The 14,069-nt window shown below is 57.7% G+C and carries 9 protein-coding genes and 4 pseudogenes; 9 read left to right on the top strand and 4 right to left on the bottom strand.

The features are described 5' to 3' along the window. Positions 1–627: 627 nt before the first annotated feature. The gene (locus AC0L21_RS36925) at positions 628–963 is read right to left on the bottom strand and encodes a hypothetical protein (protein ID WP_473266839.1); all 336 of its coding nucleotides are present in this window, start codon (positions 961–963) and stop codon (positions 628–630) included. An 830-nt stretch (positions 964–1,793) separates the two neighbouring features. On the opposite strand from AC0L21_RS36925, the gene AC0L21_RS36920 reads away from it, so the two are divergent. Beyond that, positions 1,794–2,117 carry a transposase gene (locus AC0L21_RS36920; protein ID WP_473266841.1) on the top strand — a complete coding sequence of 108 codons (324 nt, stop codon included), beginning with the start codon at positions 1,794–1,796 and terminating at the stop codon, positions 2,115–2,117. Continuing rightward, positions 2,066–2,474 (top strand): annotated as a pseudogene (locus AC0L21_RS36915) (IS3 family transposase); the annotation flags it as partial. The gene AC0L21_RS36920 and the pseudogene AC0L21_RS36915, both read left to right, overlap by 52 nt. A gap of 286 nt (positions 2,475–2,760) precedes the next feature. Here the strand turns inward: AC0L21_RS36915 and AC0L21_RS36910 are convergent. Continuing rightward, positions 2,761–3,426: a hypothetical protein gene (locus AC0L21_RS36910; RefSeq protein ID WP_473266837.1), complete on the bottom strand. Its 666-nt coding sequence runs from the start codon at positions 3,424–3,426 to the stop codon at positions 2,761–2,763. A 200-nt stretch (positions 3,427–3,626) separates the two neighbouring features. On the opposite strand from AC0L21_RS36910, the gene AC0L21_RS36905 reads away from it, so the two are divergent. Next, entirely contained in the window at positions 3,627–4,637 is a 1,011-nt protein-coding gene (locus tag AC0L21_RS36905; protein WP_473266835.1) for an alpha/beta hydrolase family protein, read from the top strand. 503 nt (positions 4,638–5,140) lie between these two features. Here AC0L21_RS36905 and AC0L21_RS36900 read toward each other — a convergent pair. Then, positions 5,141–5,734: a GlgC family sugar phosphate nucleotidyltransferase gene (locus AC0L21_RS36900; RefSeq protein ID WP_473266832.1), complete on the bottom strand. Its 594-nt coding sequence runs from the start codon at positions 5,732–5,734 to the stop codon at positions 5,141–5,143. A gap of 1,102 nt (positions 5,735–6,836) precedes the next feature. Here AC0L21_RS36900 and AC0L21_RS36895 point away from each other — a divergent pair. From AC0L21_RS36895 to tnpB, 6 genes and pseudogenes are all read left to right on the top strand, one after another. Continuing rightward, positions 6,837–7,953: pseudogene (locus tag AC0L21_RS36895) on the top strand (transposase). A gap of 375 nt (positions 7,954–8,328) precedes the next feature. Beyond that, a pseudogene (locus tag AC0L21_RS36890) lies at positions 8,329–8,734 on the top strand (IS3 family transposase); the annotation flags it as partial. Positions 8,735–9,308: 574 nt separating this feature from the next. Then, entirely contained in the window at positions 9,309–11,096 is a 1,788-nt protein-coding gene (locus tag AC0L21_RS36885) for a Hint domain-containing protein (protein WP_473266829.1), read from the top strand. Positions 11,097–11,100: 4 nt separating this feature from the next. Next, a pseudogene (locus AC0L21_RS36880) lies at positions 11,101–11,581 on the top strand (transposase); the annotation flags it as partial. 152 nt (positions 11,582–11,733) lie between these two features. Continuing rightward, positions 11,734–11,976, top strand: coding sequence for an IS66-like element accessory protein TnpA (gene tnpA, locus AC0L21_RS36875; RefSeq protein WP_473266826.1), 243 nt, complete (start codon positions 11,734–11,736; stop codon positions 11,974–11,976). Between the two features lie 147 nt (positions 11,977–12,123). Continuing rightward, positions 12,124–12,360: an IS66 family insertion sequence element accessory protein TnpB gene (tnpB, locus tag AC0L21_RS36870; protein WP_473266824.1), complete on the top strand. Its 237-nt coding sequence runs from the start codon at positions 12,124–12,126 to the stop codon at positions 12,358–12,360. Between the two features lie 22 nt (positions 12,361–12,382). On the opposite strand, the gene AC0L21_RS36865 is transcribed toward tnpB, so the two are convergent. Next, the gene (locus tag AC0L21_RS36865) at positions 12,383–13,939 is read right to left on the bottom strand and encodes an ISL3 family transposase (protein WP_473266820.1); all 1,557 of its coding nucleotides are present in this window, start codon (positions 13,937–13,939) and stop codon (positions 12,383–12,385) included. Positions 13,940–14,069 lie beyond the last annotated feature (130 nt).

The following is a 14,069-nucleotide window of genomic DNA, read 5'->3' as shown; positions in this document are numbered from 1 at the left end:
AAAGGTGGGCGACATCGTCTCGGAATCCACGGGCGACTTCATATCGGTACGCCTGGGCGACTTCGTCGGAATCCGCATACAGCTTTCTCGCGGTAGATCAGCGCAGGAGTACTCAGCTGCCATCCTCTATCTGGCGGTGCTCCACTACGGTTGGATCGTCCCGCTACTTGGGCCAGTTCTGATAGCAGTTGCGCTCGCGCAGTCTACGAAAAACCGAGTCGCAAGGAACGTGCAACTGCTCCCCTTGCGGAAAATTAAAATTGGGCATCGCATAGCGAGGCCACCCACCGCCTCACATAGGTAACTCGGTGCTTTGCGGTTTTACGATTTGGGGCTGATGTTTATCTGCGGCGACTCTACGATTGAATACCTTACGCTTTTCGGCCACCGATCCTCCATCAGCAGCAGTGCTGCAGAGTTCCGGACGATGATTGAAACGATCCACCTCTGCTCGTTTGCATGCGGAAACTATCGATGGCCTGCAAACCATGGAGCTCACGGTGTGCGCTGTGCAATTGCTCCCGGCGGGGATTGTTGATTTCTTCGACCGACAACAGCGTGTCTTGAACCATGGATGAGAGTTTGAACCGTTGATCGGGTCGCGAGCGCTCTGGTCGACTGGACGCTCTATCGTTCCTTTGCCGTGCTCACCGCATAAGCGAAGCCCGTCAGCACATCGACGAGCAAATTTTCGGGGTGTAGGGCGCAGTCTGATTTTATTGACTTGAGAATGTCGTCACTTCTCATCGATACGGTTGGATCGTCGGCCCGAAACGAGTGATAGGCCATCCAACCAGTAACAAATGCTAAGACCCAGTGTTGCAAGACGTTACTCTCCGGACCCTTCTTTGCGATCGTAGCCAGGTAATAACCACAGGTCTTATCACTTCCAGCGCCGCGTGTGATGCTAATTGCCGGTGCATCCACAATGCCATAGGCGAGTAGTCCAATACCCAAACCCAAGGTTCGCCTCATTTCAGCGCCTCTCACGCGTCTTGACGACACAGATAACTACGCTTGCGCAAAGCAGTCTGATGGAAGTGACCGTTAACGACTTTCAGTCTAGCACGCGCGCTCATGGCTCGCTCGGCTCCCTTCCGCTTTTACATAGCGCAATGCAACGACGCACCTCAAGGCATCGATGGACTTAAACAGGATGCCTGCTGTGCAGCGACAACGAAAGTGAGACCACCGCATTGCCTCGCCTTAATTTTTACGGATGCTCAGCCATTGCCTCGCGTAATTGCCCCCTAGATCGGCAGCCGACTGGCTCCTGCACTACAGCCACGTGCTGACTATCCGCGGCGACGGCTGCCGGCTCCGTGCAAAATGGAAGGGGGGCTCATCAAGCCGCCACCCGCCGTGCGACGGCCCTCCGGCCGACTCCGCCTTTCTCCGTCCCGTCACCGGCGAAAACAACCTTCAACCGAGATCATAACCCGTGCCGGGCAGTTTCTCATGACGCAAAGCGGCAGTTCGGATGGCATGCGACAGCTGCCAGCGAACTGCTCTCCGCTTGCAGGTGGAATTCCTGGAGCATATCCGAACAAGCTTCTTCTAACGCTTCAAGGGCGGCTTAAACCCTGACGCAGCGAGCAAGCTGTTGGCTTTCTACGGAGATAATGTCGCTAGGGTCAGAAGTCTCGACAATCAAATGATAGTCTCGTCGTCTCTCAGGTTGCGTGAACCGCGCAGTTGACGAACTCCGTTGGGTGGACGGTCGTTGGCCGCCACGCGAGCAAGCAGTACCGATTGACTTTGCCCCCGGGCTTAAACCAGTTTGAAGTTCGTAGATCGTCGGGATTTTGAGGCAGCACGAAGCCGGGGTTCCGGTCGCCGATCTCTGCCGCAAGCATGGTGTCCGCGACGCCAGCATCTACAAATGGACGGCAGTGTCGCGCGGCGATCAGGATGGAAGGCAGCGTCAATCAGAGTTCAACAAAGCTCTTGCGCGCGACTATCATCGCGGCAACCATCATCAGGCCGCGACACTGCCTCGCCATTCTGATTGCCGCGCACTTCCTACTCAGATTGCCGCGCGCTACAGGCCAGGTTGGCGGGATGAACGTCGGAGGCCAAGCGACTGCGGTCGCTGGAGGACGAGAACACGAGGCTGAAGCGGTTTCTGGCAGACGCCATGTTGGACAATGCGGCGCTGAAGGATGTTTTGGGAACGAAGTGGTGACGCCCGCGGGGAAGCGGAAAGATGTCGCTCATCTGGTGGATGCCCATGGGATTAGCGAACGGCGGGACGTGTAAAGCCATCGGCTGCTTTCGGATGACCATGAGATATCGGAAGAACCAGGCTGATGACGCCAGCCTTCGCCAGCGCATGAGAGCGATCGCCCCGGAGCGCCGCCGTCGGCTATCGGCGGCTGCATGTTCTGCTCAGGCGGGAGGGGTATCTAATCGACCACAAAAAGCTCTTCCGGCTCTATCGGGAAGAGAAGCTGACGGTGCGCCGCCCGTGGGGCGAACACGACCACATTCGCAGCTCGGATGGAGAACCTCGTCCGAGTTCGCGATGACCTGTCACCCGCGCCAGGATCTGGCGCTGCGCTATGCCGAGCGCTCCGCGCCAGCCCCGTCGCGGCCACCGCCTAAACGGGCAAATCTAATGGCACGGGCGAACTCAGGACTGGATAAAATTTGGGGGCAAAGTCACGTTCTACGCTTGGGTCGGCGACCATACGCCTATCGCGTATGTACCGCCGTTGCCGCGGCAAATCTGCTTCGAAGCCTGCAACGGTGGCAGCCGCTTTATCTACCCTGATTTGCTACGTAGGTGATAAAACGGGGCATCCTGCATTTGAGGCGAAACGAGCGAGCCGATTCGAAAGCAGACTCGCGCTCCGCTATTCCTCGGAGATTTCCGTAAATCAAGAATGTCGATGAAGCGGTGCGAGCGACGTGTTCGTCAAGTCTTTCGAAGAAAGCACGTGTCGTCTCAAGGTCAAAAGGATTGTACAAAAAATAAATAGCTGGTTTAGTCGGCAGCTCCCACCTCGTCGCGTCTGCATTGACGCAGGTGATTTGGCGTGGCTTGGCACCCTTCATGTAGTTTTCAATGTTGTTTAATGCTGTATCGTGCAGTGCGGGCGCATATTCGACGCCAACGATGCCGGAAAACGGAAATTCTGTTGCCAGCAGGAGCAGCTTGCCTTTTCCCGATCCGATGTCGACGAAAACATATTCAGTTAAATCGACATCCAACGAACCAATTGCGTCGAAAAACTCTCTGCGCCAAAATGGACGGTATACGTTGTTGCCCTGCAGTGCCTGAATGTCCGTCACGCCTTGGGTGTTAAGAAAGCACTCATGATGCGTTTTCGTTCCGTGGCGCCAGTCGTAGACCTTGTTGTGAAAGGTCTCCCAGCGCCACCTCAAGCCAAACAGTCGTTTTCTCAGAAAGTGAGAAATCGCCAATTTACCCTCATCGCTTTGTCAAATAATATACTATAATACTCAGTTTTGAAATACCGAGAAATGGAACGAGCTGTACTTTTCGAGTTTACGAGTTGATACCGAAAGCTTCAAGGAAAGCAATTGTTAGTTGATTGCATTGACCTGTCAATTCCGGCCACAAACCGTCGCAATTTGTTTGCGCGTGCTAACGAGATGGTCGCTTGTCACATTATCATGGTAGACTAAACATGCCCCGTGTTGGCGTGTCCATAATTGCCGCGATGCTTATTGTTTTCGTGGCCTCGATGCTTGTGCGCACTCACGAGCCCCCTGTAGATAACGACAACATGAAGCGTACCGCTGGGCCGGTCGGGTTGCCAGAGGGCCGCTATAACCAGCAATTATGGTGGGTGCCTGTAGCTTCGTTTCGTGGTGCCTCGGATAAAGTCTTGCTGGAAACGATAGTTTATTCTCCGCCGGGAGTTGGGCCGTTCCCGCTGGTCACGATTAACCACGGTAAGCCGGCTCCAGGGTCGGATCTTCGATTTATCAAACCCGATTTTGAAAGAGCAGCTTATTGGTTCGTTGACCATGGATTCATCGTGGCAGTTCCCCTTCGTCGCGGCTACGGACATTCCGAGGGAGCCGAATCTGATATGGTTGGGACATGCGCAAATCTCGACTATCTCGCGACATCGAGGCAGACGGCAGCCGATGTCGAGGGAGTTGTTGACTTCCTAGTGGCGCAGAACATGGTTGACCGGAACAACGTTGTCATTGTTGGACATTCTCATGGCGGCTTTGGATCTCTTAGCGTCGCAGCAAACGCTCATCCGGGAATCCGTGGCATTATCAATTTTGCAGGTGGCACCGGTTCCTGGGGGATGTTCGATGGCTGGCAGGTGGCGCGGAGAATTGTTCAAGGCAAGCTATGCAATGGGCGGGGAAGCTTCCTTGCTGCGTTGAGCGATCTCGGAAAGCGTAACTCGCTTCCTCAGCTCTGGTTGTACGCAGAAAACGACACGACGTTTGATCCAGAATTGGTGCAGGCTATGTTGCGCGAGTATCGAGCGCAATCGCGTTACCCGGTTTATTTTGCTGATCTAGCAGCATCGCCGGCAAGCGGTCATCTTTTTTTCCCGCAGGAAGACGTTAGAATTTGGGCGCCGTTCGTGGATCGCTTTTTGCAGGAACTTCAAATCGTGGGCTACAACTGCTCATGTTCCCGATGATGGTATGCCTCAATCAGGGTAGCGTCGCGTCGTTAGCATCACGCTCAAACAGTGGTAACGAGTGGGTGCCCAAGCTGTGCGCGTCACTTGGGCCGCGCTGCTGAAACGTGCTATAAATTCCAGATCGGACCCGAACTCGTTGGTTCACTTGGACAAGATCATCTCACGCACGGTCTGTTACGCCTTCGACACCCGCGACGGAACTTCCGTCCTTCGTCACCCACGTCCGGCGCCGGTGAAAACCTAGTCTTGGCGTTCATTCAAATGGCAACAGCTCAGCTGTAACAGATGCGTGGTTGGTGTGCGATGCCCTGACGAAGAGATAGATTAAAGCGGTTGCCCTCACTGATCCTGCGGCACGAAGCGTGATCCCCCAGCCAGCCGTCACTATAATGTAGTCTATGTTTGGATGCGGTTGATTCTGATGATGAAATTCCGAGCCGAACTCAGAATCGCGATTATCATTCAAGAGAGCAAGCCTAGTCAATTCTCAGATCGAACTCTCAGAGCTGAGACATGGGATCATAGCTTACGATACCTACGATTGATCCACCAGGGATTGTTGTGCGCGGAAAAACAACTGCACCGGAGCAGATCACGGCTCCAAGCCCCACGCGCGCGCCATCTCCGATGAATGCCGCGCGTGCTTCGTTCGCGTCCCCTCCTTCGCCCAAAAGGCACCCCGCCTGGACAATCACGCCGGTCCCCAAAACGGCGTTCTGCACGATACAGCCTTCTGACAAGATGCAATCATTTATGGTAATGCAGCTGGCCACGAGTGCTCCAGCGCGGACGCGAGTGCCTGCCCCGATAAACGTTCGCCCGAATATTCTTGCACCATGGTCGATTCTGCAGTTGGGACCAATAATTAGAGGTCCGATTAGGACCGCTCCCGATTTGACGCAAGTACCGGGACCGATATGTACTGGCCCTTCTATGGTCACGTGTTCGTCAATAACTCCTTCAATCTGAGATTGGTGTAGCCTGGCGTAAAGTTGATCTCGAGATAGAAAGAGTTCTTCAATCGAAGCGAATCGAGCCAGCCAACTCCGAAACTCATTCTCAACGGGGCATGCAAAGAGTTCGCTTGGGCGCATTGGGTTTCTTCTCAGTCTAGCGGTGACAGTTCACAGCTGGAGGCTCTCTATCAAAAAAACGTGGGTTTGCCCAGATGAGAGCGGTCATTGCGCAACAGCGGCAAGGCCGTGGCGAGGCACAGATGTGGCGCTTAGGTCTTTGTTTGATACGCCACCCGCTGAAGGGGGTGTGCTCGTAGACTGGGGGGTCCTCGCTGGCCGGGCGTGTGCACGAATGAAAAGGGATTGGTCGTGGCGCCCGGCGTTGCGCGTAGCGAAATCGGTTGGCCTTTCGATGGCTGCCAGCCCAAGCGCGTTGCGAGCAGACGCTCGCGATTGACGTTCCAAGCCGCGTCAACGGCTATCTGGAGGCAGCCCAACTAAGAGGTGAGCCAAACGACAAGTCGAATTGCGCACCAGACCAGCCCCCCAAGCCAGCCGACCATGGCGATGGCCGTAAGCAACAACCACATTGCGACTGCCGCTACGGGCAGCCGCCCCAAGCCCTGCGCCGGTACATCCACCTCTGTCACCGCAACTGATCCTGTTAGGTCTAGTTCTTGGGTCTAACTTGCGAATTAAAAGGTTCACCTAGCTCATCCGCAGGCCGTCCGATCGGACATTGGGCAGCTTAACCGCTTAGCTTTGACGGGCCATGGAGTTGGCGGAAGGAGTTAAGCGCGGTCCTGTGCGCGAGGCGCCCGTTTGGAAGTGAGGACTCTGTGGGGAGGGCTCCGACATGAATTCTTCTATATAACCCCATCTTCGGATGGGGGATGAATCGACGGGCCCAACAAAGTAGTCCCGGGGGCGAGGATCGGTGGCCATTGAAGGCGCCGTAGTGGCGGAGCGTGGTCGAGCCCCCAGCATGCTAGACCGCACATAGTGGCGAAACCGGTCGTGTCCCCAGTGATGGTGCAGCTCGGTAGAGCAAAGCCGCCCGGACGCGCTCTCCCACATAGCGCCGTAGCGGGCGGGCGGCTTTGCGGTGGTCACCAGTAGTTCTCCGGTAGGACCGGGTTGCGACACGCCCACGCAACCGAGGACCCACCGATGACCGACGATATGATGAACCTGCGCACGCTCGTAGAGAAGACCCCCGGACGCCGATCTGCTGCGCGAGATGATCGGCTTTGCCGCCCAGCGTCTGATGGAGCTCGAAGTCGAAGGCCAGACCGGGGCGGCCTACGGCGAGAAGACCCCCGAGCGTCTGGCCCAGCGCAACGGCTACCGCGACCGAATCTGGGAGACCCGCGCCGGGGCGGTCGACCTGCGCATCCCCAAACTGCGCAAGGGCTCCTAATTCCCGGGCTTCCTGGAGCCGCGCCGCATGGCCGAGAAGGCGCTGACCGCCGTGGTGCAGGAAGCCTATGTGCAGGGCGTCTCGACCTGTTCGGTGGACGACTTGGTGCAGGCGAGGGGGATGACCGGCATCTCCAAGAGCCGGGTGAGCCGGCTGCGCGGCGAGATCGACGACAAGGTGAAGGCCTTCCTCGCCCGGCCGATCGAGGGCGACTGGCCGCATTTGTGGATCGACGCCACCTACGTGAAGGTGCGCCAGAATGGCCGCATCGTCTCGGTCGCGGTGATCGTCGCGGTCGGCGTCAACAGCGACGGCCGGCGCGAGGTTCTCGGCATGACGTCGGGCCCTCCAAGGCTGAGACGGTCGGACCGCGTTCCTGCGCAAGCTTGCCCGCCCTGGGCTACGCGGCGTCGAGCTGGTGGTCTCCGACGCTCACGAGGGCATCAAGCCACCGTCGCCAAGGTGCTCAACGCCAACTGGCAGCGTTGCCGCGTGCACTTCATGCGCAACGCGCTGGCGCATGCCGGCAAGAGCGGGCGGCGCGTCGTCTCCGCCTTCATCGCCACCGCGTTTGCCCAGGACAATGCCGAGGCCGTGGCGCAAGGTCGCCGACCAACTCCGACCCAAGCTGCCCAAGCTTGCGGGATTCCTCGACGAGGCCGAGACCGATGTGCTCGCCTACATGACATTCCCGCAGCAGCATCGGACCAAGCTGCACTCGACCAACCCGATCGAGCGCCTCAACGGCGAGATCAAGCGGCGCACCGAGGTCGTTGGCATCTTCCCCAATGAGGACGCCATCGTCCGCCTCATCGGCGCGATGCTGCTCGAGCAGAACGATGAGTGGGCGGTCCAGCGTGCCCGCTACATGACGCTGGAAACCATCGCGCCGATGAGCGATGATCCAACCGTCAGCCTTCCGGCTATCGCCAGCTGACCGAGCGAGCTCCTTCCGGTGAAGCAGGTGACACACCAGCCACACCACGCCCGGGGACACGATCGCGAAACCGCTCGTTTGTCTCATTGCGATAGCGAAGGAGGTCCTGAAACCGCCCCGAAGGATGGCATATTCGAACTTGATTGGCGCGCCGGCGCCAAGCATGCAGGGCTCTCCAATTTGTCGCAGCAGCGGTGCCGGGGCTGCCTCAAGCCATTCCGCGGAAAGCGAGTTGCCAGGTCCATCGTGAGAAGTTATGGATCAACCTCCCAACCTTGCGCGCCCCAGTAACCCCGGTGAGCGCAGACGTGCGTGCGGACCATTATAGGGGGCTTGCGGCAGAGATCGGCGACCGGAACTCGGCGGGGATGAACGTCGGAGGCCAAGCGACTGCGGTCGCTGGAGGACGAGAACACGAGGCTGAAGCGGTTTCTGGCAGACGCCATGTTGGACAATGCGGCGCTGAAGGATGTTTTGGGAACGAAGTGGTGACGCCCGCGGGGAAGCGGAAAGATGTCGCTCATCTGGTGGATGCCCATGGGATTAGCGAACGGCGGGACGTGTAAAGCCATCGGCTGCTTTCGGATGACCATGAGATATCGGAAGAACCAGGCTGATGACGCCAGCCTTCGCCAGCGCATGAGAGCGATCGCCCCGGAGCGCCGCCGTCGGCTATCGGCGGCTGCATGTTCTGCTCAGGCGGGAGGGGTATCTAATCGACCACAAAAAGCTCTTCCGGCTCTATCGGGAAGAGAAGCTGACGGTGCGCCGCCCGTGGGGCGAACACGACCACATTCGCAGCTCGGATGGAGAACCTCGTCCGAGTTCGCGATGACCTGTCACCCGCGCCAGGATCTGGCGCTGCGCTATGCCGAGCGCTCCGCGCCAGCCCCGTCGCGGCCACCGCGAGAATATCTGAGTGATAAACGCAAGTCGTTCCGTACGGCCAATTCGCCTGGGGTAGCATGCACGAACGCCTTCTTGATTATATTCGATTTATGCGAGGTGGTACTTTCGAAAAATAAAATCAAAAAGCTAGGCACCAGATGAGCATCTTCGCCAATCTTGGTTCGCGGGTCGAGAACATGCGACCGCGTATCGTATGCCATCAACCTACTAGTGGCGCCGCACTGTGCATCACCGGTGAGAAAGCCGCTATCGCCAGCGCCATGGAATTCGCTGGACGCTAGGGGGCGATCAAAAGCACGAGTTGCTTGATCTATTAATAATAACGCTCCTCATTATCAGATGAAAACAACGATGTTTTTAATAATTTTTCTAATTTACAAAAACATAAAGGTGTGTTTAAATCAGCGATTAAATAGCATCTAAAAACATCCAGCCCGAGACCCTAAATGACAACGCTTGTGGCGACGACAAATGCCGAACCGCTAACGGGATCGGCCTCGGACGATACCTTCGTTTTTGCTACCGGTACGGCGCAAGCCGGTGACGTGATAGTCGGAAACGGGGGGGGCGACACGATCGAACTTGGATCGCCCGATGAAACAATCGACCTATCGGTCGTTGATATCGACGGTATTCAGGGCATTGTCCAGACGAGGCGCGACAGCAGCGACTCAGTAACGATATCCGCTGAGCAATATGGGTACCTCTCAACTATTGATTTGGGGCATGGGTACGACACCGACGTACTTAATGTGAATGTCAGCGGCTCGGTTGATATTTCGGGCGGCACTAATCCTAATTTGACAAGCATTGATGTCGTCAATGTCAACGGGACGTCAGGATTTGATGCCTTCACTTTGAGTGGCGATCAGTTAGATCAACTGATTGCTTCAGCATCGCTGACCATTAATCTGGGAGATGGCTTCGATACAATTGCGCTGACGTCGACCTCGAACTGGTTGGGCGGTTTGGCCGACGCGAACTTGATTGGTGTGGAAAAGTTCTCCACCGTGGGAGCGTTGGGCGCGGTCGACCTATCGCTTGCAAATCAATCTGAAGGATTTGCTATAACAAGCGGTACATTCGGAGATAAGCTTACCGGCAGCTCAGGTGACGATTTCTATGTGCTGACCGTCGATAATTCACGCGACGTGATCGATGGCGGTGCAGGAAATAACTGGGTAGACTTTTCGGGATATGTGGTTTCCCTAACAGTGAATCTGAATGGGGCAACCCCGGCTGTAGTGTTCGGATCTGGTAATAGCCCCGCAACGTCCGACACAATCGCGAATATCGAGAACTTCGCGGGTGGGGCGGGTGACGACGTAATTAGGGGGGACGATCTCGCCAACATTCTGGCTGGCGGGAGTGGAGACGACGCTCTCAGTGGCGGCGGCGGTTTTGACATTCTCTACGGCGCGGCCGGCAATGATGTTATTCATGGTGGAACAGGCATCGATAGAGCTGACTTTACTGGCAATCGTTCCGACTATGCCATCACCTACAATTTCGGAACTCATTTTTTCACGGTGACAGACCTTCGGTTGGGCTCACCAGATGGGACTGACCAGATCTACTGGGAAGGAGATGATACTACATCCGATGACTCCGTTGAATTTCTGGAGTTTGCCGACAATAAGTACGCGATTTGCTTCATGGCGGGTACACTGATCCGGACACCCTCGGGAGAGGTTTCTGTCGAGACTCTGAAGCGAGGGGATCCGGTGTCCACGACGGAAGGGCGCGTCGTGCCGGTTGCTTGGTTGGGCCGGCAAACGATATCGACTGTGTTTGGAGATCCGTTAAGGGTTCTTCCGATTCGGATCAGGACTAACGCGCTTGGCGAAAATGTGCCATCACGGGATCTTCTGATTTCGCCCGACCACGCCATCCTAATCGACGGCGCGCTTATCCAAGCAGGTGCGCTGGTAAACGGCAGTTCGATTGTGCGCGAGAGCAATGTGCCCACGTTTTTCACCTACTATCATGTCGAGCTTGACGATCACTCTCTGATCCTTGCGGAGAATACCCCAGCCGAAACATTCGTTGATAATGTTGATCGTTTGGCATTCGACAATTGGGCTGAACATCAGGCGCTCTATCCTAAAGGAAAAACGGTCCCAGAGCTGCCGTATCCGCGTGCAAAAGCGTATCGGCAGGTGCCCGTAAGGACACGGATGCGGCTTGGCGTCCAAGGGACGGTGGTCGGCTACTCGATCGAAGATGTTGCCTAGAGACACGCAGGCCGGTCGACCTCGTGGCTCCGATCCCGGAAAGCGCCTCCAAAGGGCGCAACCGCCACATCGTCACCGATCTAGTGATCTTCTTCTGGCCGCGCATGTCCATCCTGCAAACGTTCGGGATTCATGATACTGTTCTCCTGGCTGGAGCGCCTGCGAGAACCTCTTCCAAGGCTCCAACCTATTTTTGCCGACTGGGTTCGGGGCGCCAAGGAGCTTACGACCGCGCTGTCCATCGTGGGCCGTGTACAATCGAGATCGTCTAGCGTCCCAGGTCCCAGGAGCTCAAAGGCCTTGCTCTCGCCAAGGCATTGGGTAGTCGAACGCACCTTCGCGCGGTTCGGACGCTGCCGACGTCTAACCGGCTAACCAGTGACTTCGAAGACTCAGTCCATACCGCATTCGCTTGTCTCCTCGTTGCCCTTCTCAGGCACTATGGCAAGCATCGCCGCCCCCATCTTCTGTGGCACCTGGGATAGGCGAGATGACGTCGGAAGCGCAGCGCCGCAGCGCCCGTTACTTATGTCGTTCCAGTAGTTGGCGCGTATCCCTCCGGCGGCGGCCGCCTTGTTTAGTTTGGGAGACGGCCCGAGGATTTGACCTTAAGTCTAGCTTTAAGGTCACGTGGCGAATGCAGGTCAATGTGTTGGGCGCCGAACGTCGGCGGCGATGGAGTTACGACGAGAAGGTCCGCCTTGTCGAAGAGACCTTGCAGGCTGGTGAGACAGTCTGCGGCGTCGCGCGCCGGCACGGGATGGCTCACAGCCTGCTGTTCACGTGGCGTCGACAAGCGCGCCAGGGTCGGCTGGGCGGAGATTCCGTGCCAGCTCTCGTTCCCGTCGAGATCACGCCGGGCGTCTCCGATCTCGAGTGACGCGCCACAACCGGCCTCTTCCCCGCCGGCGCAGCGCGCAAGGACTGGAATCATCGAGATCGAGTTTGGCGGCGGCTGTCGCGTGCGCGTTGACCGGGACGTAGACACCGAGACGCTGCAGCGGGTTTTTGAAGTTTTGAGACGACGATGATCCCGATCCCAAGCGGCGTCAGGGTCTGGATCGCCACCGGCCACACCGACATGCGTCGCGGCATGCAAAGCTTGGCTCTCACGGTTCAGGAGAGCTTGAGGCGCGATCCTCATGCCGGCGATCTCTACATCTTCCGGGGCCGCCGCGGTGATCTGGTGAAGATTCTTTGGCATGACGGGTTGGGCATGTCGCTGTATGCCAAGCTGTCATTCGGCTTGCAATATTGGCTCTGATGCAATTTTGGTGCAACACGGGTCATGTGGCACCGATTAGCCGAGCCTGCAGCAAGTCGAGCTTGGCGCGTCCGTACATTTGGCGCTTGACCAGTTTGAGCTTGGTGATCTGGCCTTCGGTCTGTCCGTTGGACCAGGAGGTCGTGATCGCTGCGCTGACGGCGGCCTTGTCCTTGATGACGCCGTTCGCGAAAGACATGACGAGGCTTGCGCATGCTCGTTCCAACCATGGTTCAAGCTCTCCGTGAGCCTTCTTGCGGATCATCGCATGGAAAGCGGCTATGATCTCTCGAGCTTCCACCAGGAGAGGAACGCCCTGCTCAATCGCCGCAATGGTGACGGTCTCTGACTTTGATAGCGTATCGCGGCCATTGGTCATCAGGCGGGCGATCGTTCTCGCGGATGGTACGCGCTGCAGGTTCTGAGCATCGGGCGTTTCGGCACGCCGACGGCGTGTCGCCCATTCGGCAACGACTCGCACCGAGCCTCTAAATCCCTGCGCCTCGAGGCGACGCCAAAGGTCGGCGCCATTACAATGGCCAGCGGCCCACTGAACATCCAGCCATGGCAGGTAGTGCTCGAGCGAGCTCTCGCGCACCCTGAACACATCGGATCGCTGACCTCGCAATACCCTGCGGACGAGACCCCGACTATGTCCAGTGAGCCGTACGATCTCCTTTATGGAGACGCCCGTCTCAGCCTGTTTGAGGATTGCCGCGTTGGTGTCCTCACGCCGAAGATAGCCCTCATACTGGATGCGCTCGGCGGCGGTCAGCAAGTCGGGATTTATGGTGGCGGAGCCGACCGCGACGCGGACCTGGCGCATAGATTTGCGAACCGCATCGAGGAAGGCGTGGCTGGCGTTCTCCATGAGGTGCCAACGGTCGGCGACCTGGGTAGCGTGCGGGAGTGCCTTGGCCACAGCAAGGGCATATCCACCGCCGCGGTCGCGCGCGACCACAGCGATTTGTGGCTGCCCCGCGAGCCAGGCTTGCGCAGTGGCTGGCTCTCTGTCGGGTAAGAGAGTGATTGGTCGTCGCCGCTCGAGGTCGCAGATGATTGTTCCGTACCGCTGATTGCGCCGCCAGGCCCAGTCGTCGATACCGATCACGCTCGGCGCAGCAATAGGCGGACAGCCCCGCCTTCGAACCACCCGAAGTAACGTATCGTTGCTCACGGGCAGCATAAGTCTACGGGCAAAACTCGCGGCCGGGCGGCCACCCAAGGCAAGCCCAAGGTGATGGACGACCAGATCGAGCCGGGCCGTTCGCCGCGCCCACGGCGCCAGAGCGCCGTCATCGAAACGCTCGGTGAAAATACGTCGACCGCACATAACAGTAACGCAGCGGAAGCGGCGCGCCACGATCACCAGGCGAACCGGCCGCCCCGCCAGCGGCAGATCGGTGAGGCGTCGCTGATATCGGCTATGGATCCGCCCAGAACTGGCTCCGCATCCAGGACAGAGGCTCGTCCCGCTCGTGGGACGGATGGTGATCACGGTCGCGGCGCCGTCACAGACGGCGCTCTCCACGTTAAACCCGCGAGGGACCAAGGCCGACGGACGTAGGGCTCGCTGCATGGTATTGATTCCTTTGTGAAACCAACTCGAGCCGACGCTTGAACTTCATCAAAAGTGATGGTGTGGAACGGCCCTTCGAACCGGCATCAAAAGTGCCTAACGTGGTCGCGTAGAGAGGCGCCACAAAGGA

Source organism: Bradyrhizobium sp. WSM4873, from assembly GCF_055811355.1.
The sequence above is the reverse complement of the archived record's forward strand: the minus strand, read 5'-3'. Positions and strand labels throughout refer to the sequence as shown.

Bases quoted from the DNA above. Each gene is read 5' to 3' on its own strand.
- AC0L21_RS36885 (WP_473266829.1), top strand. From the start codon at position 9,309: ATGACAACGCTTGTGGCGACGACAAATGCCGAACCGCTAACGGGATCG.
- AC0L21_RS36900 (WP_473266832.1), bottom strand. From the start codon at position 5,734: ATGCGCCCAAGCGAACTCTTTGCATGCCCCGTTGAGAATGAGTTTCGG.
- tnpB (WP_473266824.1), top strand. From the start codon at position 12,124: ATGATCCCGATCCCAAGCGGCGTCAGGGTCTGGATCGCCACCGGCCAC.
- tnpA (WP_473266826.1), top strand. From the start codon at position 11,734: ATGCAGGTCAATGTGTTGGGCGCCGAACGTCGGCGGCGATGGAGTTAC.
- AC0L21_RS36865 (WP_473266820.1), bottom strand. From the start codon at position 13,939: ATGCAGCGAGCCCTACGTCCGTCGGCCTTGGTCCCTCGCGGGTTTAAC.